At 59.8% G+C, this 22,312-nt stretch carries 19 protein-coding genes; 7 read left to right on the top strand and 12 right to left on the bottom strand.

The window, feature by feature from the left end; genetic code table 11:
* Window positions 1-108 precede the first annotated feature (108 nt).
* The 4 genes from aspS to DBR46_RS02870 all read right to left on the bottom strand — a co-directional run bounded on the left by aspS (window position 109) and on the right by DBR46_RS02870 (window position 3,382).
* Complete coding sequence (aspS, locus tag DBR46_RS02855; RefSeq protein WP_017738029.1) at window positions 109-1,884, bottom strand: aspartate--tRNA ligase; 1,776 nt, start codon at window positions 1,882-1,884, stop codon at window positions 109-111.
* Between the two features lie 108 nt (window positions 1,885-1,992).
* A complete protein-coding gene (locus DBR46_RS02860; protein ID WP_124524946.1) occupies window positions 1,993-2,214 on the bottom strand; it encodes an FmdB family zinc ribbon protein in 222 nt (73 codons plus the stop codon).
* Window positions 2,215-2,385: 171 nt separating this feature from the next.
* A complete protein-coding gene (locus DBR46_RS02865) occupies window positions 2,386-2,727 on the bottom strand; it encodes a ribbon-helix-helix domain-containing protein (protein ID WP_124524947.1) in 342 nt (113 codons plus the stop codon).
* 181 nt (window positions 2,728-2,908) lie between these two features.
* Entirely contained in the window at window positions 2,909-3,382 is a 474-nt protein-coding gene (locus DBR46_RS02870; RefSeq protein ID WP_124524948.1) for a Dps family protein, read from the bottom strand.
* Between the two features lie 431 nt (window positions 3,383-3,813).
* Between DBR46_RS02870 and DBR46_RS30665 the strand changes: the two genes are divergently transcribed.
* A complete protein-coding gene (locus tag DBR46_RS30665; protein ID WP_124524949.1) occupies window positions 3,814-4,416 on the top strand; it encodes a cold-shock protein in 603 nt (200 codons plus the stop codon).
* Between the two features lie 81 nt (window positions 4,417-4,497).
* Here DBR46_RS30665 and DBR46_RS02880 read toward each other — a convergent pair whose 3' ends face one another.
* Window positions 4,498-4,704, bottom strand: a complete 207-nt coding sequence (locus DBR46_RS02880; protein ID WP_016975456.1) for a SlyX family protein — start codon at window positions 4,702-4,704, stop codon at window positions 4,498-4,500.
* A gap of 3 nt (window positions 4,705-4,707) precedes the next feature.
* The gene (locus DBR46_RS02885) at window positions 4,708-5,133 is read right to left on the bottom strand and encodes an HIT domain-containing protein (protein ID WP_124524950.1); all 426 of its coding nucleotides are present in this window, start codon (window positions 5,131-5,133) and stop codon (window positions 4,708-4,710) included.
* 733 nt (window positions 5,134-5,866) lie between these two features.
* Between DBR46_RS02885 and DBR46_RS02890 the strand changes: the two genes are divergently transcribed.
* The gene (locus tag DBR46_RS02890; protein ID WP_124524951.1) at window positions 5,867-7,162 is read left to right on the top strand and encodes an OprD family porin; all 1,296 of its coding nucleotides are present in this window, start codon (window positions 5,867-5,869) and stop codon (window positions 7,160-7,162) included.
* Between the two features lie 190 nt (window positions 7,163-7,352).
* Here the strand turns inward: DBR46_RS02890 and DBR46_RS02895 are convergent, their stop codons facing one another.
* Both DBR46_RS02895 and DBR46_RS02900 read right to left on the bottom strand, forming a co-directional pair.
* Window positions 7,353-8,195, bottom strand: coding sequence for a mechanosensitive ion channel family protein (locus DBR46_RS02895; RefSeq protein WP_017738035.1), 843 nt, complete (start codon window positions 8,193-8,195; stop codon window positions 7,353-7,355).
* 138 nt (window positions 8,196-8,333) lie between these two features.
* The gene (locus DBR46_RS02900; protein ID WP_003209785.1) at window positions 8,334-8,819 is read right to left on the bottom strand and encodes a YajQ family cyclic di-GMP-binding protein; all 486 of its coding nucleotides are present in this window, start codon (window positions 8,817-8,819) and stop codon (window positions 8,334-8,336) included.
* Window positions 8,820-8,942: 123 nt separating this feature from the next.
* Between DBR46_RS02900 and DBR46_RS02905 the strand changes: the two genes are divergently transcribed.
* Genes DBR46_RS02905 through DBR46_RS02915 form a run of 3 tightly spaced genes read left to right on the top strand, consistent with a single transcriptional unit; the run spans window position 8,943 to window position 12,524 of the window.
* Entirely contained in the window at window positions 8,943-9,860 is a 918-nt protein-coding gene (locus DBR46_RS02905; protein WP_124524952.1) for a putative 2-dehydropantoate 2-reductase, read from the top strand.
* Between the two features lie 46 nt (window positions 9,861-9,906).
* Window positions 9,907-11,943: a PAS domain-containing sensor histidine kinase gene (locus DBR46_RS02910; protein ID WP_124524953.1), complete on the top strand. Its 2,037-nt coding sequence runs from the start codon at window positions 9,907-9,909 to the stop codon at window positions 11,941-11,943.
* 2 nt (window positions 11,944-11,945) lie between these two features.
* The gene (locus tag DBR46_RS02915) at window positions 11,946-12,524 is read left to right on the top strand and encodes a cob(I)yrinic acid a,c-diamide adenosyltransferase (RefSeq protein WP_124524954.1); all 579 of its coding nucleotides are present in this window, start codon (window positions 11,946-11,948) and stop codon (window positions 12,522-12,524) included.
* A gap of 116 nt (window positions 12,525-12,640) precedes the next feature.
* On the opposite strand, the gene DBR46_RS02920 is transcribed toward DBR46_RS02915, so the two are convergent.
* The 3 genes from DBR46_RS02920 to secA form a co-directional block, all read right to left on the bottom strand.
* Window positions 12,641-13,585, bottom strand: a complete 945-nt coding sequence (locus tag DBR46_RS02920) for a Nudix family hydrolase (protein WP_124524955.1) — start codon at window positions 13,583-13,585, stop codon at window positions 12,641-12,643.
* 20 nt (window positions 13,586-13,605) lie between these two features.
* Window positions 13,606-14,823: a bifunctional glutamate N-acetyltransferase/amino-acid acetyltransferase ArgJ gene (gene argJ / locus DBR46_RS02925; RefSeq protein WP_124524956.1), complete on the bottom strand. Its 1,218-nt coding sequence runs from the start codon at window positions 14,821-14,823 to the stop codon at window positions 13,606-13,608.
* 124 nt (window positions 14,824-14,947) lie between these two features.
* On the bottom strand, window positions 14,948-17,683 hold the full coding sequence (gene secA, locus DBR46_RS02930; RefSeq protein ID WP_124524957.1) for a preprotein translocase subunit SecA: 2,736 nt from the start codon (window positions 17,681-17,683) through the stop codon (window positions 14,948-14,950).
* A 305-nt stretch (window positions 17,684-17,988) separates the two neighbouring features.
* On the opposite strand from secA, the gene DBR46_RS02935 reads away from it, so the two are divergent.
* The gene (locus DBR46_RS02935; protein WP_026136959.1) at window positions 17,989-18,444 is read left to right on the top strand and encodes a DUF721 domain-containing protein; all 456 of its coding nucleotides are present in this window, start codon (window positions 17,989-17,991) and stop codon (window positions 18,442-18,444) included.
* Between the two features lie 4 nt (window positions 18,445-18,448).
* On the opposite strand, the gene DBR46_RS02940 is transcribed toward DBR46_RS02935, so the two are convergent.
* Window positions 18,449-19,927 carry a helicase HerA-like domain-containing protein gene (locus DBR46_RS02940; RefSeq protein WP_124524958.1) on the bottom strand — a complete coding sequence of 493 codons (1,479 nt, stop codon included), beginning with the start codon at window positions 19,925-19,927 and terminating at the stop codon, window positions 18,449-18,451.
* 204 nt (window positions 19,928-20,131) lie between these two features.
* Here DBR46_RS02940 and DBR46_RS02945 point away from each other — a divergent pair, with 204 nt between their 5' ends.
* The gene (locus DBR46_RS02945; protein ID WP_124524959.1) at window positions 20,132-22,021 is read left to right on the top strand and encodes a methyl-accepting chemotaxis protein; all 1,890 of its coding nucleotides are present in this window, start codon (window positions 20,132-20,134) and stop codon (window positions 22,019-22,021) included.
* The last annotated feature ends 291 nt before the right edge of the window (window positions 22,022-22,312 follow it).

Genomic DNA, 22,312 nt, shown 5'->3' on the forward strand with positions numbered 1-22,312 from the left:
ACCTTATCAACCCCGCCAGGCGGGATTTGCCTCATGTAACGCAAAGGCGCATCCGAAGATGCGCCTTTTTAGACTGCGTGGAACTCAGTGCGCTTTCACGCCGCAGCCTTACTCAGCCTTCGGCGTCTCGCGCAGGCGGATGTGCAGCTCGCGCAGCGCCTTGGCATCCACCACACCTGGAGCCTGGGTCATGACGTCCGCAGCACTCTGGGTTTTCGGGAACGCGATCACTTCACGGATCGACTGGGCGCCAGTCATCAGCATCACCAGACGGTCCAGGCCGAAGGCCAGGCCACCGTGGGGCGGCGCGCCGTATTTCAGGGCGTCGAGCAGGAAGCCGAACTTCTCTTCCTGTTCTGCTTCGTTGATGCCCAGCAGGCGGAAGACCGACTGTTGCATTTCCTTGCGATGGATACGGATCGAACCGCCACCCAGCTCAGTACCGTTCAAGACCATGTCGTAGGCACGGGACAGAGCGCCAGCCGGGTTGGCTTCCAGCTCGGCCGGCGTGCACTTCGGCGCGGTGAACGGGTGGTGCAAGGCGCTGAAGCTGCCGTCGTCGTTCTCCTCGAACATCGGGAAGTCAACGACCCACATCGGCGCCCATTCGCAGGTCAGCAGGTTCAGGTCGTGGCCCAGCTTGATCCGCAGCGCGCCCAGGGCTTCGCTGACGATCTTGGCCTTGTCGGCGCCGAAGAACACGATGTCGCCGTCAACCGCGCCAACGCGATCGAGGATCTCGTTCAGGTTGTCCAGCGGGATGTTTTTCACGATCGGCGATTGCAGGCCGTCAACGCCATTGGCGCGCTCGTTGACCTTGATGTAAGCCAGGCCCTTGGCACCGTAGATGCCGACGAACTTGGTGTAGTCGTCGATCTGCTTGCGCGGCATGCTCGCGCCGCCTGGCACGCGCAGGGCAGCGATGCGGCATTTAGGGTCGTTGGCCGGGCCGCTGAACACCTTGAAGTCGACTGCCTTGAGCTGGTCGGCCACGTCTACCAGTTCCAGCGGGTTACGCAGGTCTGGCTTGTCGGAACCGTAGCGGCGCATGGCTTCTTCGAAGGTCATGTGCGGGAAATCGCCGAATTCCAGGTCCAGCACTTCCTTGAACAGGTTGCGGATCATTTGCTCGGTCAGGCCCATGATCTCTTTTTCATCGAGGAAGCTGGTCTCGATGTCGATCTGGGTGAATTCCGGCTGGCGGTCGGCGCGCAGGTCTTCGTCACGGAAGCACTTGGCGATCTGGTAGTAACGGTCGAAGCCGGCCACCATCAGCAGTTGCTTGAACAGCTGCGGCGATTGCGGCAAGGCGAAGAACGAACCGGCGTGGGTGCGGCTCGGCACCAGGTAGTCACGCGCGCCTTCCGGGGTGGCCCGGGTCAGGATTGGCGTTTCAACGTCGAGGAAGCCGTTCTCGTCGAGGAAGCGGCGGATGCTGGTGGTCATGCGCGAACGCAGACGCAGCTTCTCGGCCATTTCCGGGCGACGCAGGTCGAGGAAACGGTAGCGCAGGCGGGTTTCTTCGCCCACGTCGGAGAACTCGTTGAGCGGGAACGGCGGGGTTTCCGACTCGTTCAGCACTTCCAGTTCATAACCCAGCACCTCAATGCCGCCGGATGCCATGTTCTTGTTCACGGCACCGGCCGGACGCAGGCGCACCTTGCCGGTGATCTTCACAACGTATTCGCTGCGCACGCGGTCGGCGGCGGCGAAGCTTTCAGCGCGGTCCGGGTCGAACACCACCTGGGCCAGACCATCACGATCACGGATATCGAGGAAGATTACCCCGCCGTGGTCCCGGCGACGGTGAACCCATCCGCAAAGAGTGATTTCCTGACCTTCCAGGGTCTCGTTCAGTTGGCCGCAATAGTGGCTGCGCATCATGGTAGTGGTTTCACTTCTCGTAATTCGAAATTCGGTGGAGGCCTGCCTCGTCACCGTACATTTAAGCCTGGGGACGGATAATGCAGGAGCCTGCGCGTAGAGTTCAACTCAGTCTGCTTTGTCGCCGCCGGCCAGATTCTTCTTCGAGCCGGTCTTGAAGTCGGTCTCGTACCAGCCGCTGCCACTCAGGCGGAAGCCTGGCATGGACAACATCTTCTTGAGTTCCGGCGCGTTGCAGGCTGGGCAATCGACCAGCGGTGCTGCGCTGATCTTCTGAATGGCTTCCAACTGATGACCACAGGAAGCACATTGATAGTCGTACATGGGCATGGCGATGTCTCGGCGATCAGATCATTACTGCGCCACGCCTGCCCATTGGAGAATAGCCCAGGCACACGCAGCAAAGCGCGGGATTATATAGGGTAAATCAAGGCAGCGCAGCCGGCTTTCTGCCCGAAGCACGGCCCGCCTGAGCAGCGGGCCGCGCTCGGGACCGTTGGGTTAGCCAGGGCTCGACGGATCTACGTGGCCCTTCAGTGCGTGAACCACACACACCACCCGGACCAAACCACTGAAGTTCTTCACTCCCCCGTAACGCAAATGCACTTCCCGATCGACGTAAGACAGCAACGCACTGACGGAACAGGCATTGATCCTGGCGATTTCCGTGAGGATGTTCCAATAAATCTGCTCAAGCCGCAGGCACGTGGAAAACCCGTTGAGCCTGACTGATCGGGACAAGGGCCTGGCCAGTCCCATGTCGAAGCCCTTTGCAAAGGGATCAACCTTTATCTTATGGAAACCACCGGCCTCCATCACTCCATTACCCACTCCGCGTGACATACACCTGACACTCCATTGCCAAACAGCAGCCCATGGGGTTGTCCCATGGGACAGTGGGCCTATAAAACAGCAGGAGCACGTGAGCGGCCAGAAGACGCGGAGTTGATAGTTGTAGGACAACGCCAGGAAGCGAAGGGAAACAAGCAAGTGGCGCCAGGGCGGCGCCACAGCGGGTGCGTATCTACTGGTTTTCGAGCAAGGAGCGCAGCATCCACGCGGTCTTTTCGTGAACCTGCATACGTTGGGTCAGCAAGTCGGCGGTCGGTTCATCACTGACCTTGTCGAGCAGTGGGAAGATACCGCGCGCGGTGCGGGTAACCGCCTCCTGGCCCGCCACCAGTTGCTGGATCATCTCTTCGGCGCTGGGCACGCCCTCCTCTTCCTTGATGGACGACAGGCGGGCATAGATCGAATAGGCGCCCGGTGCCGGGAACCCGAGGGCACGGATACGCTCGGCAATGGAGTCCACCGCCAGCGCCAATTCGTTGTACTGCTCTTCAAACATCAAGTGCAGCGTACGAAACATGGGGCCCGTGACGTTCCAATGGAAGTTGTGGGTCTTCAGATACAGTACGTAGGTATCGGACAGCAGCCGTGACAGCCCATCGACGATGGATTTACGGTCTTCTTCACTGATACCAATATCGATTGCCATGTTTTTCCCCTTCAATTGACGAACGTTCATTGATCAGGTGCAGGACCACTCTAGCAAGAGAGTCGGCCTTGTGCAGCCCGAGGCCCTCAACGGGGCATGCGGCAAATTGCCCCTTCTACGCTGTGCTGACCGACGCAGGGCAAGCCGTCGAGCACGTAGGAAAATTCTCAAAATCTCATTCAAAAACGCCCACACCTCTCTAGGACAAGCCTTTGCCGCAGAAATGCCGACGCCATCGCAATACCCTGAAATGCTTGATTTGAGTAGGCACAGCCTTTGCTGTTAAATAGGCGACGTGTGGCTGCCGTTAATGTTTGCGGCACGTTACATAGGCTGATACCCGCGCACGTGCTCAACGCCTCCCATTGTTCAGAAGCGAACCGTGCCAGTCAGCTCTTCCTTGTGATCCGTCTTAACGTGAGTTAATCAAAATGTTGAAAATCGTCCACCTGCTAACGGGCGTTGCAGCGTTGCTGCTGTCCTTTATCCCGAGCCTGCAGCCTGAAAGCCTGCCCTACCTGCAACAACATGACGCTCTGTACCTGGCCTTGTTCGGCCTTCTTAACCTGACGCTGGCACCGGTGATCCCTTACTGGAACAAAGGCACACGTCATCAACTGCAAAACCTGGTCAGCGCGCTGCTGGTACTGAGCGTTGTCGTGCAAACCCTCACCCTCCTGGCGCCCATGCCTGAAGTCGGTGGCCACCCGGCCATCCTGCTCAGCCTGGTGATTGCTGTCGTCGCTATCGTTCTTCACCTGGCGATCAGCTTCTACCGTTCGTCGCCTGCGGCCGCGTCGCAAAACTACGACATGACCAACCGCGATACCGGCACCGTCAAGTGGTTCAACACCTCCAAAGGCTTCGGCTTTATTTCCCGCGATTCGGGCGACGATATCTTCGTCCACTTCCGGGCCATCCGCGGCGAAGGCCATCGTGTCCTGGTGGAAGGCCAGCGCGTGGAGTTCTCCGTGATGAACCGCGACAAGGGCCTGCAAGCTGAAGACGTGATTGCGGCTCTGCCGCGTCGCTGATTTAACCTTCGCAACAAAAAACCGCGATCCAGTGCTGACTGGATCGCGGTTTTTTATTGCCCGGCTATTGATGGAGCGGCATCAATAATGAGGCGGCGGCGCTTCTTCTTCGGAGGTCTCGAACTGCCCGCCCATTTCTTCCTGGCGCTTGAGCAGCGCGGTCATCTGCATTTGCAGGCGTTCGACCGCCCGCTGCTGGGTGACCAGGATGTCATTGAGGGTTTCGATGGTGTCGTCCTGGAAGGCCAGGCGGCTTTCCAGGTCGTTGACGCGGTCTTGCAAATCCATGGTTCAGCCCTGGGTAAAGATAAAGTCGGCAGGCAACAGTTCACGCAGGCGCGCGCGGATGGCCGTCACTTGCGCGTCGGTGTAAGGCCGGGCGGGATGCTTGCCCCATACCGGTGCCGGCCAGGCGGCGTCGTCGCGCTTGCGCACGATCACATGCACATGCAACTGGCTGACCACGTTACCGAGCGCACCAATGTTCATCTTGTCAGCGCCAAGACCTTCGTTCAGCACTTGGGCGAGGGCTGTCGTCTCTTGCCACAAAGTCTGCTGATCGGCGACATCCAGTTGAAACACTTCACTGATAGCGTTGATGCGTGGCACCAGGATGAACCAGGGGTAATTCGAGTCATTGGACAGCAGCAGGCGGCACAGAGGGAAATCCCCAATGGCCAGCGTGTCTTGTTGCAGGCGTTGGTCTAGGGCAAACACCGCGGGCACTCCGTTTGGCAGGTCAGTTTCAGGCGCCCAGCATACCTTCGAATGCGTCCGCCTTCACGGCGAAGACGCCGCCCGGCAAAAAGACCTGCACCTTTTCGATGCAGGCGGATATTTCGACTACGCTAAGTCGGGCTTCAGCGAGGCGCACCAAAATGACTCACTTGTGCCTCATAGAGATCCGCCAATTACCCACTCGATGGGGTGAACCGGTAACGTTTTGCTCTGGGGCACTGTTTACGGATGAATGCACAGGCGTAAAGCCCCAGCGTCAAGCCCAAACCAAACGGCGTAAAAACCCCGTGCTTATGCGGTTTTTACAGTGATTTCACAGTTTTCACGAAAAAATGACATTCGGTTACCGCTTTGTGCACGCTTGTTGCATTCAGACTCATATCGTCGGCAACAACACCGACTTGGAAGTCGGTGTTACGCGATAAAAACAGCAGCGTTTCAATGCATACCGAGGAAGGATCCAAACGTTTAAAAACGTTTGAAAACAGCATTGAAGTTGTCAGTCCCGTTACATTAAGGACTGTGAATTTGCGACATGGATCTAGCAATTTACGACAGCCTCGTAAAGAAGCTGAAAGGAAAGATAGGCAAGTATCGCCAAGTATTGTCAGCGTGATATACCTTTGCGCCGACACAAAAAGAAAGAGCCGCCCAGACAAAAATACAGGTGGGACGGCAGTACTCTTCCTAAAAACCAAAGGAGCAAATCACGATGCGCGTGATGAAGTGGAGCATGATCGCCCTGGCTGTTTCAGCAGGCACCGCACAGTTCGCAATGGCGTCCGACCAGAGCGATTCCAAAGGCTTTGTTGACGACAGTACTTTCAGCATCAACACCCGTTTGCTGAACTTCCGTCGGGACTTCCGCAACAACGATTCCGGCAAGAGCTACACGAACGAGACCGGTCTGGGCTTCAACGGCCTGTACCAATCGGGCTTCACCCAAGGCACCGTCGGTGTGGGTGTTGACGTGATCGGCCTGCTGGGCGTGAAACTGGACAGCGGCAAGGGCCGTAACGGCACCGGCCTGTTCCCGAACGGTTCGGATGGTCGTGCCCAGGATGACTACTCCAAAGGCGGCGGCGCCATCAAGTTCCGCGTATCCAACACCGTCCTGAAAATCGGCGACCAGTACACCACCGCACCTGTGTACGCTTCCGACGACAGCCGCTTGCTGCCGGAACTGCCACAGGGTATCTCGCTGACCAGCACCGAGATCAAGGACCTCAAGCTCGAAGCCGGCCACTTCACGTCCAGCGTCGCGCAGTCCCAGACCTTCAAGGACAGTATCCTCGACTTCCCTGAAACCAGCCGCGGCCTCAAGCAAGCCAACTTCGTCGGCGGCGTGTACGCCTGGACTCCAGAGTTCACAACCAGCCTCTACTACTCCAAAGTCGAAGACTACTGGCGCAAGCTCTACGCCAACGTCAACTGGACCCACGCCCTGAGCGAAGACCAGTCGGTGGCCGTGGACTTCAACATCTACGATACCAAGAGCTCGGGCGAAGGCCTGCAACGCGCCTACAAAGACGACGTGACCAAGCTCGACAACCGTGCATTCAGCTTGCAGGGTGCCTACACCCTCGGCGCGCACACCTTCACCCTGGCGGCTCAAAAAGTCAGCGGCGACGGCGACTACGGTTACGGTATCGATGGCGGCGGCACAATCTTCCTGGCCAACTCCGTTGCCCGTTCCGACTTCAACGCCGAAGGCGAGAAGTCGTTCAAGGCTGGTTACGACCTCAACATGGCAACCTTTGGTATTCCGGGCCTGAGCTTCATGGCACGTTACATCACCGGTAGTGGCGCCAACACCGCTACGACGTCGAACGGCAAAGAGTGGGAACGCGACTTCGAAGCCAAGTACGTGATCCAAAGCGGCCCAGCCAAAGACCTGAGCCTGCGCGTACGTCAAGCGACCTATCGTTCGTCTGACGGCGTCTACTACGGTTCTTCGTCCATCGACGAACTGCGTCTGATCGCGCAATACCCGTTGAACATCTTGTAATTGCCCGCTCAATTACAACGATGACCTAAGGTTTCGACCTTAAATAAAAAGCCGCTCCCTTGCTATAAGGGAGCGGCTTTTTTATTACAGTTTCATTTCAATGCAAGAATAGCTAGCAAGCTAACTAACGAGCCACATCAAAAAGTTTAAACCTGACCTATCGACCAGGTTTAAACACTGCAACGCCTTATTACTTCGCCGCCGTTTCCTGCATCACGCGAATAACCCGCTGTGGAAACGGGATATCAATCCCCGCCGCTTTCAAACGGTCACGTGCAAGTTCATTCAACATGAACACCACATCCCAATAATCCGCCGTCTTGGTCCAGCAACGCAGGGAAACCGTGATGGAACTGTCGCCCAAGGTCGACACCACGGCCACCGCTGCCGGGTCAGCCAGTACGCGCGGGTCTTTCGCCAGCTCCAGCAGCACCTCACGGGCTTTCTGCAGGTCGGCGTCATAGTCCACGCCCACGTCGAACACCACCTTGCGGGTCGGCTGGCGGTTGGTGTTGGTGATGATGCCGTTGGACAGGCTGCCGTTCGGAATGATCACCGTCTTGTTGTCGCCCGTACGCAGCACAGTGTGGAAGATCTGGATACTGTCGACGGTACCGGAAGTGCCCTGGGCTTCGATCCAGTCACCAATACGGAACGGGCGGAACAACAGAATCAGCACGCCACCGGCGAAGTTCGCCAGGCTGCCTTGCAGTGCCAGGCCAATGGCCAGGGTCGCGGCGCCGATTGCGGCAACGAACGAGGTGGTTGCCACGCCGATCATCGAGGCCACGTTGACCATCAGCATCACTTTCAGCGCGATGTTGGCCAGGTTGGTGATGAAGTGTTGCAGCGCCAGGTCCGCATTACGCAGGGCCAGCAAACGCCCCACCCGGTGGGTCAGGATATTTATCAACCACCAGCCGATGGCCAGGGTGAGCACAGCCAGGAATACGCGGCTGCCATATTCCATGATCATCGGAACCCAAGACTGCGACGTCTTGATCAGTTGATCCACTTCAGCGTTCAAATCCATCTACATTCTCCTGTCTAGCGGATGTGCGGCTTTAAATTGAGTACCCAGTAACGCAATTGAGCCCCGTAGGGCTCAAAGGTAGGCGCAGGTTCTGGGGCGTGGGACGTCAAAAACGCCCTCAGGTTCCCCAAATGGCCATCAGTCGCGGAAGTTATTGAACTGCAGCGGCATGTCGAAGGTCTTGGCGCGCAGGGCAGCGATCGCTTCTTGCAGATCGTCACGCTTCTTGCCGGTGATACGCACCTGCTCACCCTGGATGGCCGCCTGGACTTTCAGCTTGGCGTCCTTGACGTGAGCAACGATTTTCTTCGCCAGCTCCTTGTCGATGCCTTCCTTGAGGACGGCTTCCTGTTTCATCAGCTTGCCGGAGGCGTAGGCGTCCTTGATTTCAAGGCACTGCGCGTCGATCTTGCGCTTGACCAGCGACAGCTTGAGGATCTCGATCATCGCTTCCAGCTGGAAATCGGCTTCAGCGGTCAGGTTGACGGTCAGCTCCTTTTCCTTGAATTCGAAGCTGCCCTTGCCTTTCAAGTCATAGCGACGGTCCAGTTCCTTGACGGCGTTCTCGACGGCGTTGGTGACTTCGTGTTTGTCCAGTTCGGATACCACGTCGAACGAAGGCATGTCATTTCTCCAATATAAGGGGCGGGCTCAGTAGAGATGGAGCGCGCCCGAGCTAAAATGCCGGGGCATTATAGCGGTTCTTTCGCCTCATTCACTGCGGGCGACCCTACGGAGCAAAAACTGATGTCGATCACCTGGCATATTCTCGGCGCCGGCAGCCTTGGCACCCTATGGGCTACACGGTTGGCGCGGGCGGGCGTGCCCGTCAGGTTGATCTTGCGCGACAAAACCCGTCTGGCCAGCTACCAGGCCGGGCCAGGGCTGACGCTGGTGGAACACGGCATCGCACACACCTACCCGGTGATCGCTGAAACATCCGATAGCCCGGAGCCAATCCAGCGTCTACTGGTCGCGTGCAAAGCCTACGACGCTCAAGGCGCTGTCGCACAGCTGCAACATCGGCTGGCGCCGGACGCCGAGCTGATCCTGCTGCAGAACGGCCTCGGCAGCCAGGATGCAGTGGCCGCCCAACTGCCCCTGGCCCGCTGTATTTTTGCCTCCAGCACCGAAGGCGCATTCCGCGACGGCGACTGGCGCGTGGTGTTCGCCGGCCACGGCTATACCTGGCTGGGTGACGTAGGCCATCCCACCCCGCCGCTGTGGCTGGAAGACCTGCACGCTGCCGGAATTCCCCATGACTGGAGCACCGACATCCTTACCCGCCTGTGGCGCAAGCTCGCACTCAACTGTGCGATCAATCCGCTGACGGTGCTTTACCAATGCCGCAACGGTGGCTTGCAGGCCCACGCATGCGAAGTCGCGACCCTCTGCGCGGAACTGAGCGAGTTGCTCGAATGCTGCGGCCAACCCGCCGCCGCGCAAGACCTGCACAGCGAAGTGACACGGGTGATCGAGGCGACTGCGGCCAATTACTCCTCGATGTATCAGGACGTGGCCAACGCCCGGCGCACCGAAATCAGCTATCTATTGGGCTATGCTTGCCAGGCGGCGGCCCGTCACCAGTTGAACCTGCCCCATCTGCAACAGTTGCAAGTACGCTTGGTCGAGCAGTTACGCGTACGCGGATTGCCCCAAGACTGAGCCACGCGCTACCCTGCCCGCCTGTCTATCACCTGGGAAAACCCTGATGCCGCTGCGCCAGCGTCTTGAAAATCTACCGGTAGGGCAGAAACTGCTGGCCGCCCTGCTGGTGCTGCTGACCACCGTATTGCTGGTGGCCAACCTCACCTTTATCAGCGCCGCCTACTGGATCTCCCAGGAAAGCATGGCGCCCCAGGCACTCCAGGCCATTGGCCGATTGGTGTCCAACCCCGCCCTGGCGGCCGAAGCCCTTGAGTCCCCGGCCAAAGCCGACGCCTTGCTCAATGAGCTGACCAGCTACTCGCCCCTGCGCGCAGCGGCCTTGTATGACGGCGAAGGCAACCGCCTGGCGCAGATGCAACACGGCGACCGCCTGCATCTGCCCGACCACTACCGGCACATCGAAGCCTGGCGCGTCACCGAGTTTCGCAGCAACCAGATCATCACCCTGCCCCGTCCGGGCCAGCCGTCCGGCCACTTGCTGCTGGTGGCCAGCAGTGAACTGCCGGTGGCGTTTTATACCGGGACCTTGACCGCCAGTCTGGGCATCCTGATTTTCAGCGTACTCCTGTGGCTGATCATCGCCCGGCAGATCAAACGCCTGATCACCCGGCCGATCCACGAATTGGAAGAACTCTCGCGCCAGGTCACCCGCGAAGAGAACTACGCCCTGCGCGCCGGCCGTGGCAACCATGACGAAATCGGCAGCCTGGCCGAAGCCTTCAACACCATGCTGTCGCGTATCGAAGCTCGCGAGCAACAGCTCAAGCGCGCCCGGGACGACTCCCAGGAAGCCTACGACCAGGCCCAGGGCCTGGCCGAAGAAACCCGCCACACCAACCGCAAACTGGAACTCGAAGTCCAGGTGCGCAGCAAGATCGAGAAAAAGCTCACCGGCTTCCAGAACTACCTCAACAGCATCATCGACTCCATGCCGTCCGCCCTGATCGCCCTGGACGAGCAACTCTACGTCACCCAGTGGAACCAGGAAGCCAGCGCCCTCTCCGGCACACGCCTGGACGAAGCGCTGAACCAGCCGATCTTCCTCGCCTTCCAACCGCTCAAACCGTACCTGCCACAGATCAAGGCCACCGTTGAACAGCACACCGTGGAGCGCATCGAGCGCGTCACCTGGATCAAGGACGACGAGCCCAAGCATTACGCCCTGACCTTCTACCCGCTGATGGGCGGTGCCGGGCGCGGCGTGGTGATCCGTATCGACGACATCACCCAGCGCCTGTCCCTGGAAGAGATGATGGTGCAGTCGGAAAAAATGCTCTCCGTCGGCGGCCTGGCCGCTGGCATGGCCCACGAGATCAATAACCCGCTGGGGGCGATCCTGCATAACGTGCAGAACATCCGCCGCCGCCTGTCGCCCGACCTGCCGAAGAACCTCGAACACGCCGAGCAGGCGGGCGTCGAACTGGACGTCATCAACCGCTACCTGCGCAGCCGCGAAGTGCCGCAACTGCTCGACGGCATCCAGCAGGCCGGCGCGCGGGCGGCAAAAATCGTTACGCACATGCTCAGTTTCAGCCGCCGCAGCAATCGACAGATGGCGCCGTGCGACTTGCCCGCGCTGATTGATCAAGCCGTGGAAATCGCCGGCAATGATTTCGACCTGACCATCGGTTTCGACTTCAAGGGCCAGGCCATCGTGCGCCAGTTCGACCCGCAACTGGGCCCGGTGCCTGGTACCGCCAACGAACTTGAACAAGTGCTGCTCAACCTGCTGAAAAACGCTGCCCAGGCCATCCACCTGCGTGAAGACGACCGCGAGCCGGGGCGCATCATCCTGCGCACCCGCCTCAACCCGCCGTGGGCGGAAATCCAGGTGGAAGACAACGGCATCGGCATGAGTGAAAACGTGCGCAAACGTACCTTCGAGCCGTTCTTCACCACCAAGGAAATCGGCCAGGGCACCGGGCTTGGGCTATCGGTGTCGTATTTCATCATCACCAACAACCACAAGGGCCAGATGGAAGTGCACTCCACCCTCGGCCAAGGCACCTGCTTCACCTTGCGCCTGCCCTTGGCCGGCAGCCAACTGCCGCCTTACGAACTGACTCAACTGGAGCAATGACCATGGGCTTTCGCCTGTCGAAGATCTACACCCGCACCGGTGACAAAGGCGAAACCGGCCTTGGCGACGGCCGCCGTGTGCCCAAGGACCACCCTCGGGTCGAGGCGATTGGCGAGGTGGATACGCTGAACAGCCAGCTGGGCTTGTTGCTGGCCAACCTGGAAGAACAGTGCGGTAAACATCCTGAATTGAAGGATGTGATCGAGGTGCTGACCCCCTGCCAACATCGTCTGTTTGACCTCGGCGGCGAGCTGGCGATGCCTGTGTACAAGGCCTTGAATGCGGCCGAAGTGGACCGGCTGGAAGCGGCGATTGATCGCTGGAACGAGGAAGTCGGGCCGCTGGAGAACTTCATCCTGCCCGGTGGCTCGGCGTTGATCGCCCAGGCCCATGTGTGCCGCAGCCTGGCACGCAGTGCGGAGCGGCGGTGCCAGCAGTTGAATGCAATTGAGCCGTTGGAAGGGGTGGGGTTGGCGTATATCAATCGGTTGTCGGATTTGTTGTTTGTGGCGGCGCGGGTGATTGCCCGGAGACAGGGTGTTGCGGAGGTGTTGTGGCAGGCGGCGGCTAAGCCCCATTGATTTGTCAGTGCCTGATCTGACGCCTTCGCGAGCAAGCCCGCTCCCACATTTTGAATGTATTCACAAATCAAAATGTGGGAGCGGGCTTGCTCGCGAAGAGGCCCGTCAGAACACCATCAAACCTCAGGCCAGAATGCCCGGATCCCAGCCACACCCTGAGCCCCAGCCTCCCAAGCCTGTTCCCGCTCGGCCGGCCCAACCCCACCCAGCAGAAACACCGGCTTGCTGAACCCACTGATCAACTGCGCCGCCTGCTCCCAGCCCAACGGCTGCGCGTCAGGATGAGTCTGCGTCGGCTGCACCGGCGACAGCGTGACGAAATCCACGTCCATCAATTCCGCCAGTGCCAGCTCTTCAGCGTTGTGGCAAGACGCCGCCAACCAGCGATCCTTCGGCAGCGGTCGACCTTTGCTCGCGTACTTGCGCAGCTGCGCCGAGGTCATGTGCCAGCCGGCGGAAGGAAAGTCCCCCAGCCATTCAAACGGCCCCTTGAGCATCAACTGGGCCTTGCCCGCGCACAGCCCAACCGCGTCCACCGCCAGGTCACGGTATTTCGGGTCGTAACCGTTAGGCGCGCGCAGTTGAACCAGCTTGATGCCGCCAGCAATGGCTTTCTGGATGCCACGCAACAGCGTCGGGGTTTCCAGCTCGCCTGGGGTGATCAGGTATTCGGCCGGCAAACGCGCCGCCGCCACAATCGGTGCATTGGCCGCAGGGAACTCGTAGTTCGGCAAGTCCCGAGGGGCGACCCATTCCAGCGGCTGCCCTTCGGCACCGTGAGGCTCACCGGTAAACGCCGACACTTCCCAGACATCCAGCAACACCTGTTTGTCCGGGTAGTCATGCTGCACCTTGATCAACGGCCGCGCCGTGGTGACCTGGATGCCCAATTCTTCCTGCAACTCGCGGGACAGCGCGGTGGCGACCGATTCACCGGCCTCCACCTTGCCCCCGGGAAACTCCCAGAGGCCGCCCTGATGCTGGGTATCGGCGCGGCGCGCCAGCAGAATCCTGCCGTCGACACCACGGATCACCGCTGCTGCTACATGCACTCGTTTCACCGCGCTTATCCTCTTTACGATCAGGTACGGTATTCCGCGTTGATTTTCACGTACTCGTGGGACAGGTCGGTGGTCCAGATGGTTTCGCTGCAATCGCCGCGACCCAACTCGATGCGGATGGTGATTTCTTCCTGCTGCATCACCGCCGAGCCCTGGGCTTCGGTGTAGGTTTCGGCACGGGCGCCACGGCTGGCGATGCACACGTCACCGAGGAACACGTCGATCTTGCTCACGTCCAGGTCCGGCACGCCGGCACGGCCAACGGCGGCCAGGATGCGGCCCCAGTTCGGGTCGGAAGCAAACAGCGCGGTCTTGATCAGCGGCGAGTGGGCCACGGTGTAGCCCACATCCAGGCATTCCTGGTGGTTGCCGCCGCCGTTGACTTCAACGGTGACAAACTTGGTGGCGCCTTCGCCGTCGCGCACGATGGCCTGGGCCACGTCCATGCACACTTCGAACACGGCCTGCTTCAACGCCGCGAACAACGGGCCGCTGGCCTCGGTGATTTGCGGCAGGTTGGCCTGGCCCGTGGCGATCAGCATGCAGCAGTCGTTGGTCGAGGTGTCGCCATCGATGGTGATGCGGTTGAACGACTTGTTGGCGCCATCAAGGATCAGGCTGTGCAACACCTCGCGGGAAACCTTGGCGTCGGTGGCGATGTAGCCGAGCATGGTGGCCATGTTCGGGCGGATCATGCCCGCGCCTTTGCTGATGCCGGTCACGGTAACGGTCACACCATCGTGCACGAACTGGCGGCTCGCGCCTTTGGGCAGGGTGTCGGTGGTCATGATACCGGTGGCGGCGGCCGCCCAGTTATCCACCGACAGGTCATCCAGCGCAGCTTGCAGTGCGCCTTCAATCTTCTCGACGGGCAGCGGCTCGCCGATCACACCGGTGGAGTACGGCAGTACTTGGCTGGCATCGACGCCGGTCAACTCGGCCAACTTGGCACAGGTACGCGCAGCCGCCACAAGGCCTGGCTCGCCGGTGCCCGCGTTGGCATTGCCGGTGTTGGTCAGCAGGTAGCGGATCGTGCCAGCCACGCGTTGCTTGGCCAGGATCACCGGCGCTGCGCAGAACGCGTTGAGGGTGAACACACCCGCGACCGTCGAACCTTCGGCACAGCGCATCACCACCACATCTTTACGCCCAGGACGCTTGATGCCGGCCGAAGCGATACCGAGTTCAAAACCGGCAACCGGGTGCAAAGTGGGCAAAGGACCAAGACCAACAGCCATGAATGCGCTCCTTAAAAATCAGATGATGTGTGTGCCGTCGTTAGCGACGGTGAAATTAATGGCAAAACGCCGCGACGGCAAAGGCCGGTCGCGGCGCGGGGTGTTGCAGTGTCAGGGCGAAATCTTATTCGATCTGGCCGTGGCAGTGTTTGAACTTCTTGCCCGAACCGCAGTAGCACAGTTCGTTACGGCCCAGCTTCTGGTCATTGCGCACTGGCGTCTGAGCCAAGGCCACATCGACCTCTTCGCCCAATACTTCAGGGGCTTCCAGGCCCGGCGCTTCGTCGTGCTGGAACTGCATACGCGCAGCCAGTGCCTCGGCTTCCTGACGCAGGCGAGCCTCTTCCTCGATCGGGTCTTCGCGACGCACCTGAACGTGGGACAGCACGCGGATCGAATCGCGCTTGATCGAATCCAGCAGTTCGGAGAACAAGGTGAACGACTCGCGCTTGTACTCCTGCTTCGGGTTCTTCTGGGCGTAGCCACGCAGGTGGATGCCGTGACGCAGGTGGTCCATGGTCGACAGGTGGTCTTTCCACAGGTCGTCCAGCACGCGCAGTACGATTTGCTTCTCGAAGGTGCGCAGTGCTTCGGCACTCGCCTGCTCTTCTTTCTCGTTGTACGCGGCCAGCAACTCGGCCATCAGTTTTTCGCGCAGGGTTTCTTCGTACAGGTGATCGTCTTCGTCCAGCCACTGCTGAACCGGCAAGTCCACACCGAAATCGCTCTTCAACGCGGCTTCCAGACCGGCGACATCCCACTGCTCAGGCAGGGATTGTGGCGGAATGTGTGCGCTGACGGTGGCGTTGAGCACGTCCTGACGGAAATCAGCGATGGTCTCGCCAATGTTGTCGGCGGCCAGCAACGTGTTACGCATGTGATAGATCACTTTACGTTGTTCGTTGTTGACGTCATCGAACTCAAGCAGTTGCTTACGGATATCGAAGTTGCGGCCTTCAACCTTGCGCTGCGCCTTCTCGATGGCGTTGGTCACCATGCGGTGCTCGATCGCTTCACCGGACTGCATGCCCAGGGCCTTCATGAAGTTCTTCACGCGGTCCGAGGCGAAGATGCGCATCAGGCTGTCTTCCAGCGACAGGTAGAAGCGGCTGGAACCGGCGTCACCCTGGCGACCGGCACGACCACGCAGCTGGTTGTCGATACGGCGCGATTCGTGACGCTCGGAAGCGATCACCTGCAAGCCACCGGATTCCAGCACGGCCTGGTGGCGCTTCTGCCAGTCAGCCTTGATCTGGGCGATCTGCTCAGGGCTCGGGTTTTCCAGCGCCGCGACTTCCACTTCCCAGTTGCCGCCCAACAGGATGTCGGTACCACGACCGGCCATGTTGGTGGCGATGGTCAGCGCGCCTGGGCGACCGGCCTGGGCGATGATCTCGGCTTCTTTTTCGTGGAACTTGGCGTTGAGGACCTTGTGCTCGATGCCTTCCTTGTTGAGCAGGTTCGAGACGTGCTCGGAAGTTTCGATGGTGGCGGTACCCACCAGGATCGGACGACCCTGGGCCATGCCTTCCTTGATGTCGTTGATGATGGCCGCGTATTTCTCTTCGGCCGTCAGGAACACCAGGTCGTTGAAATCTTTACGGGCCAGCGGCTTGTTCGGTGGGATAACCATCACCGACAGACCGTAGATCTGGTGGAACTCGAACGCTTCGGTATCGGCCGTACCGGTCATGCCGGACAGCTTGTTGTACAGGCGGAAGTAGTTCTGGAAGGTCGTGGACGCCAACGTCTGGCTTTCAGCCTGAATGTTGAGGTGTTCCTTCGCTTCGATGGCCTGGTGCAGGCCTTCGGACAGACGACGACCGGGCATGGTACGGCCGGTGTGTTCGTCAACCAGCACAACCTGGCCGTCCTGCACGATGTATTCAACGTTGCGGTGGAACAGCTTGTGGGCGCGCAGGCCAGCATACACGTGGGTCAGCAGGCCCAGGTTGTGCGCCGAGTACAGGCTTTCACCTTCGGCCAGTTCGCCGATCTGGGTCAGCATCTCTTCGACGAACTGGTGACCGGCTTCATTGAGTTCGACCTGGCGGGTCTTCTCGTCGATGGAGAAGTGACCTTCTTTGGTCACCACGCCTTCCACTTCCTCGATGTGCTGCTCCAGGCGCGGGATCAACTTGTTGATCTCGGTGTACAGGCGCGAGCTGTCTTCGGCCTGGCCGGAGATGATCAGCGGGGTACGGGCTTCGTCGATGAGGATGGAGTCGACTTCGTCGATCACGGCAAAGTTGAGTTCGCGCTGGAATTTTTCATCCATGCTGAACGCCATGTTGTCGCGCAGGTAGTCGAAACCGAATTCGTTGTTGGTACCGTAGGTGATGTCGCAAGCGTAGGCAGCGCGCTTCTCTTCCGGCGGCTGGAACGGCAATACGACGCCGACGGTCAGGCCGAGGAATTCATACAGCGGGCGCATCCAGTTGGCGTCCCGGCGGGCCAGGTAGTCGTTCACCGTCACAACGTGCACGCCCTTGCCGGACAGTGCGTTGAGGTAAACGCCCAGGGTTGCCACCAGGGTCTTGCCTTCACCGGTACGCATTTCGGCAATCATGCCTTCATGCAAGGTCATGCCGCCGATCAACTGGACGTCGAAGTGGCGCATGCCCATGACACGCTTACCGGCTTCACGGGCGACCGCAAAGGCTTCGGGAAGCAGCTTGTCGAGGGTTTCACCTTTGGCTATGCGGGCCTTGAACTCTTCGGTCTTGGCGCGCAATTGGTCGTCCGAAAGGGCAACCATCTGCTCTTCGAAGCCGTTGACCAGCTGCACCGTCTTGAGCATGCGTTTGACTTCGCGCTCATTCTTGCTTCCAAAAAGTTTCTTTAACAAAGGCGCAAACATATCGGCAGGTTCTTCCACACATAGGGATGGAGGGCGCACCGTGAGTGGCCCGAGCAGCCCTCACGGCCGCATGCGAACGCGCATTCTACCCGGATTCGTGGGTGAGGAAAGTGGCGTTATTCCCCGATGCTGGCATGGTGCTGTGAGAGGGCTTGTTTAAAATAAGGGCTTTTGCTGGAACTTCAACCCATGGAGCACAGAAGTTACCTATTGATTTCGCAGGTTTTGCCCCGCCGATGCGTTGCGTGGGGGCATTCAGGCGCTTTCTGCTAAGATGGCCGCTCTGTTACTTAAGGTGTCCAATAATGGCATTTCGCCCCCTTATAGCCCGCGCTCCCGGCGCGTTGCTTCGCGAAGCCAAGCCGTTGAAAGCCATCTTTGGCCATGCGCAACGCTTGGGCCATCTGCAACGCCTGCTCGAAACCCAGCTACAACCCGCCGCACGCGAACACTGCCACGTGGCGTCCTGGCGCGAGGGCAACCTGCTGCTAATTGTCACGGACGGCCATTGGGCGACCCGCTTGCGTTATCAGCAAAAACGCCTGCAGCGGCAACTGATGGCCTTTGATGAGTTCGCCAGCCTGATGCGTATCCAGTTCAAGGTCCAGCCGCCCACCGTCCAGCAAGGCGCGGTGGGGCATACCATGGACCTATCGGAAAACGCGGCCGAAACCATTCAGGCAACAGCCGACGGGATCAGCGACCCAGGCCTGCGCGCAGCATTGGAACGGCTCGCCGCCCACGCCAAGCCGAAGGCCTGAACCACTACTTGCGCTTACTGCCGCCGAGCAACGACCCCAACAAACCCCGCACCAGCTGCCGCCCCATCTGATTGGCAGCTTGTTGCATCGCGGATTTCAGCGCCTTGCCTGCCGTGGTGCCCAGGAATGCGCCGGCCTTGTCGGTAAAGCTCGGTTCCTCATCGGCCGGCTTGGCCTCTTCGGTCGGCCCCAACTCTTTACGCGACATCAGCACTTCGTAGGCTGATTCGCGATCGATCGGCTTGTCATAGCGCCCCGCAAGCGGTGAACTGGCGACCAGCGCCGCGCGTTCAGCCTCGCTCAACGGCCCGATCCGCGACTGCGGCGGTGCAACCAATACGCGCTGGACGACTTCCGGCGTGCCTTTTTCCTGCAGCGTCCCCACCAATGCCTCACCCGTGCCCAGCTCGGTCAGCACCGCCAAGGCGTCAAAGGCCGGGTTTGGCCGAAAACCATCCGCCACTGCCCGCAGGGACTTCTGCTCTTTGGTGGTGAACGCCCGCAGGCCATGCTGGATACGTAGGCCAAGCTGCGCCAGCACCGTGTCCGGCAGGTCCCCTGGAGATTGCGTGACGAAATACACGCCAACCCCTTTGGAACGGATCAACCGCACCACCTGCTCCAGGCGCTCTTGCAACGCCTTGGGCGTATCGGCAAACAGCAGATGCGCCTCATCGAAAAACAGCGCCAGCAACGGTTTGTCCGCATCACCGCGCTCCGGCAATTGCTCGAACAACTCCGCCAACAGCCATAACAGGAAGGTCGCATAGACCTTCGGCGACTCATGCACCAGGCGGCTGGCATCCAGCAGATGGATACGCCCCCGACCGTCGCTGGCCGGTTGCAGGATATCTTCGAGTTGCAGGGCCGGCTCGCCAAACAAGGCTTCGGCGCCCTGCTGCTCCAGCACCGCCAGGCGCCGCAGCAATGCCTGGCTGGAGCCGGTGGTCATCAGCGCCGCATCGTCGCCCAGCAGTTCCGGGTGATAACGCAGGTGGTTGAGCAGTGCCTTGAGGTCCTTCAAGTCCAGCAGCAACAGGCCTTCGCGGTCGGCCACCTTGAAAGTCGCGTAGAGCGCGGACTGCTGGCTGTCGGTGAGTTCCAACAAGGCTCCCAGCAGCAACGGGCCCATTTCGCTGATGGTGGTGCGCAATGGATGACCGGACTGCCCGTGGATATCCCACAACGTGACCGGGTAAGCCTTGGCCGTGTAATTAAGGAAGGGCATGCCGGCAATCCGCTCGGCCACCTTGCCTTGCGGGTTGGCTGCGGCGCCCAGGCCACAGAGGTCGCCCTTGATGTCGGCGGCAAATACCGCCACACCCGCGTCGCTGAACGCTTCCGCCAGGCGCTGCAAGGTCACGGTCTTGCCCGTGCCGGTGGCGCCGGCAATGAGCCCGTGGCGGTTGGCCAGGCGCATGGCCTGGGCGATGGGCTGGCCTTCAAGGTCTGCGCCGATCAGGAGTTGCTTGGAGTCGGACATTTTCTCACCCGTGGTTAAGCTTTAGTGCTGCAAGGTCGATATAGACAGATGTGAGACCCACAAAGTCTAAAAATAGGTCAGATCGTTCCCACAGGAGCCAGCGGAACTGTCACAAGCAATAACACACCTTTTTTGACGCTGCCATTCTGCGCATCCCATAAGGGCGCGCATCGGATATCAAGACCTTAGCGGACCCTACAAGCCATGAATAAAAATCTTCGCTTCAGCCACAAAATCCTGCTTGCAGCCTCCCTTATCGTCGTCGCCGCTTTTGCGCTGTTTACCCTCTACAACGACTACCTGCAACGCAACGCAATTCGCAACAACCTCAACAGTTACCTGCATGAAATGGGCGATGTCACCGCCGGCAACATTCAAACCTGGCTCAGCGGGCGCATTGCGCTGGTAGAGAACGCTGCGCAAAACATCGCCATCAACCCAGAACCCAACGTGGTCGCCAGCCTGCTGGACCAGAAAAGCCTGACCTCCTCGTTCATGGCAACCTACGTCGGCGACAGCACCGGGGCCTTCACCATTCGTCCCGACACCAAGATGCCTGACGGCTTCGACCCACGCACCCGCCCCTGGTACAAGGGCGCCCAGACCAGCAACGGTTCAACCCTGACCGAACCCTACATCGACGCGGCGACGGGCAAGTTGATCATTTCCATCGCCACCCCCAGCACCAAGGCCGGCCAGGCCATCGGTGTGGTGGGCGGTGACCTGAGCCTGCAAACCCTGGTGGACAACATTGGCGCACTGAACCTGGGCGGTATGGGTTATGCGTTCCTGGTCAGCGCCGACGGCAAGGTTTTGGTACACCCGGACAAGAACCTGGTGATGAAGTCCCTGGCCGATGTCTATCCAAACAACACCCCGAAAATCAGCAGCGACTTCAGCGAAGTCCAGGCCAACGGCAAGGACAACATCATTACCTTCACGCCGATCAAAGGTTTGCCGTCGGTGAACTGGTACCTGGGCATTTCGGTGGATAAAGACAAAGCTTTCGCCATGCTCAGCGAATTCCGCGCCTCGGCGGTGATCGCGACGGTGATTGCCGTGGTAATCATCATCGCCCTGCTCGGCATGTTGATCCGCGTGCTGCTGCAACCGCTGCACCTGATGACCCGTGCCATGCAAGACATCGCCGATGGCGAGGGTGACCTGACCCGCCGCCTGACCATCCAGAACCACGACGAATTCGGCACCCTGGGCAACGCCTTCAACCGTTTCGTCGAGCGAATTCATACCTCGATCCGTGAAGTGTCCTCGGCCACCGGCCAGGTCAATGAAGTAGCCCTGCGCGTGGTCAGCGCCTCCAACTCGTCGATGCTCAACTCCGACGAACAAGCCAATCGCACCAACAGCGTCGCCGCCGCCATCAACCAATTGGGGGCCGCCGCCCAGGAAATCGCCCGCAACGCCGCACAAGCCTCCAGCCAGGCCAGCGATGCCCGCAACCTGGCGGAAGACGGCCAGCAAGTGGTGGAACGCAATATCAAGGCGATGACTCAGCTATCGGCGATGATCAGCACTTCCAGCACCAATATCGAAGCACTTAACAGCAAAACGGTGAACATCGGGCAGATCCTCGAAGTGATCACCAGCATCTCCCAGCAAACCAACCTGCTGGCACTCAATGCCGCTATCGAAGCGGCCCGTGCCGGGGAAGCAGGACGTGGGTTTGCCGTGGTGGCCGACGAAGTGCGCAACCTGGCCCACCGCACCCAGGAGTCGGCGCAACAGGTGCAAACCATGATCGAAGAGCTGCAAGTCGGCGCGCGGGATTCAGTCAGCACCATGACTGAAAGCCAGCGCCACAGCCAAGACAGCGTGGAGATTGCCAACCTCGCCGGCGAACGCCTGAACAGCGTGACCCAGCGCATCGGCGAGATCGACGGGATGAACCAGTCGGTCGCCACCGCCACCGAAGAACAGACCTCTGTGGTGGAGTCGATCAACATGGACATCACCGAGATCAACACCCTCAACCAGGAAGGCGTGGAAAACCTGCAATCGACCTTGCGCGCCTGTGCCGACCTTGAGCAGCAGGCCGGGCGATTGAAGCAGTTGGTCGGTAGTTTCCGCATCTAACCCATCAAGGCATAGGTATCTACACAACTTTGAGCATTGCTGCTGGACCTGTGGCGAGGGAGCTTGCTCCCGTGACGGCCTGTCAGGCGGTTGAGTTTTGTTGCTTGCACATCGCTCTGAGGTGGGAGCTGGCTTGCCTGCGATGACTATGTGTATGGCGCCGGGGCTTTTGGATCGGAGTACATATCCATTGCTGCGGTCACGGCCACTGACGGTTCCGCTCTTACAGCGGCTCACTTTTGGAAGGACCCAAAAGTAAGCAAAAGGTCCTCGCCCCACCACTCGGCACCT

This window comes from Pseudomonas sp. KBW05 (genome assembly GCF_003852405.1).
In the GTDB taxonomy this organism is placed as follows: Bacteria; Pseudomonadota; Gammaproteobacteria; order Pseudomonadales; family Pseudomonadaceae; genus Aquipseudomonas.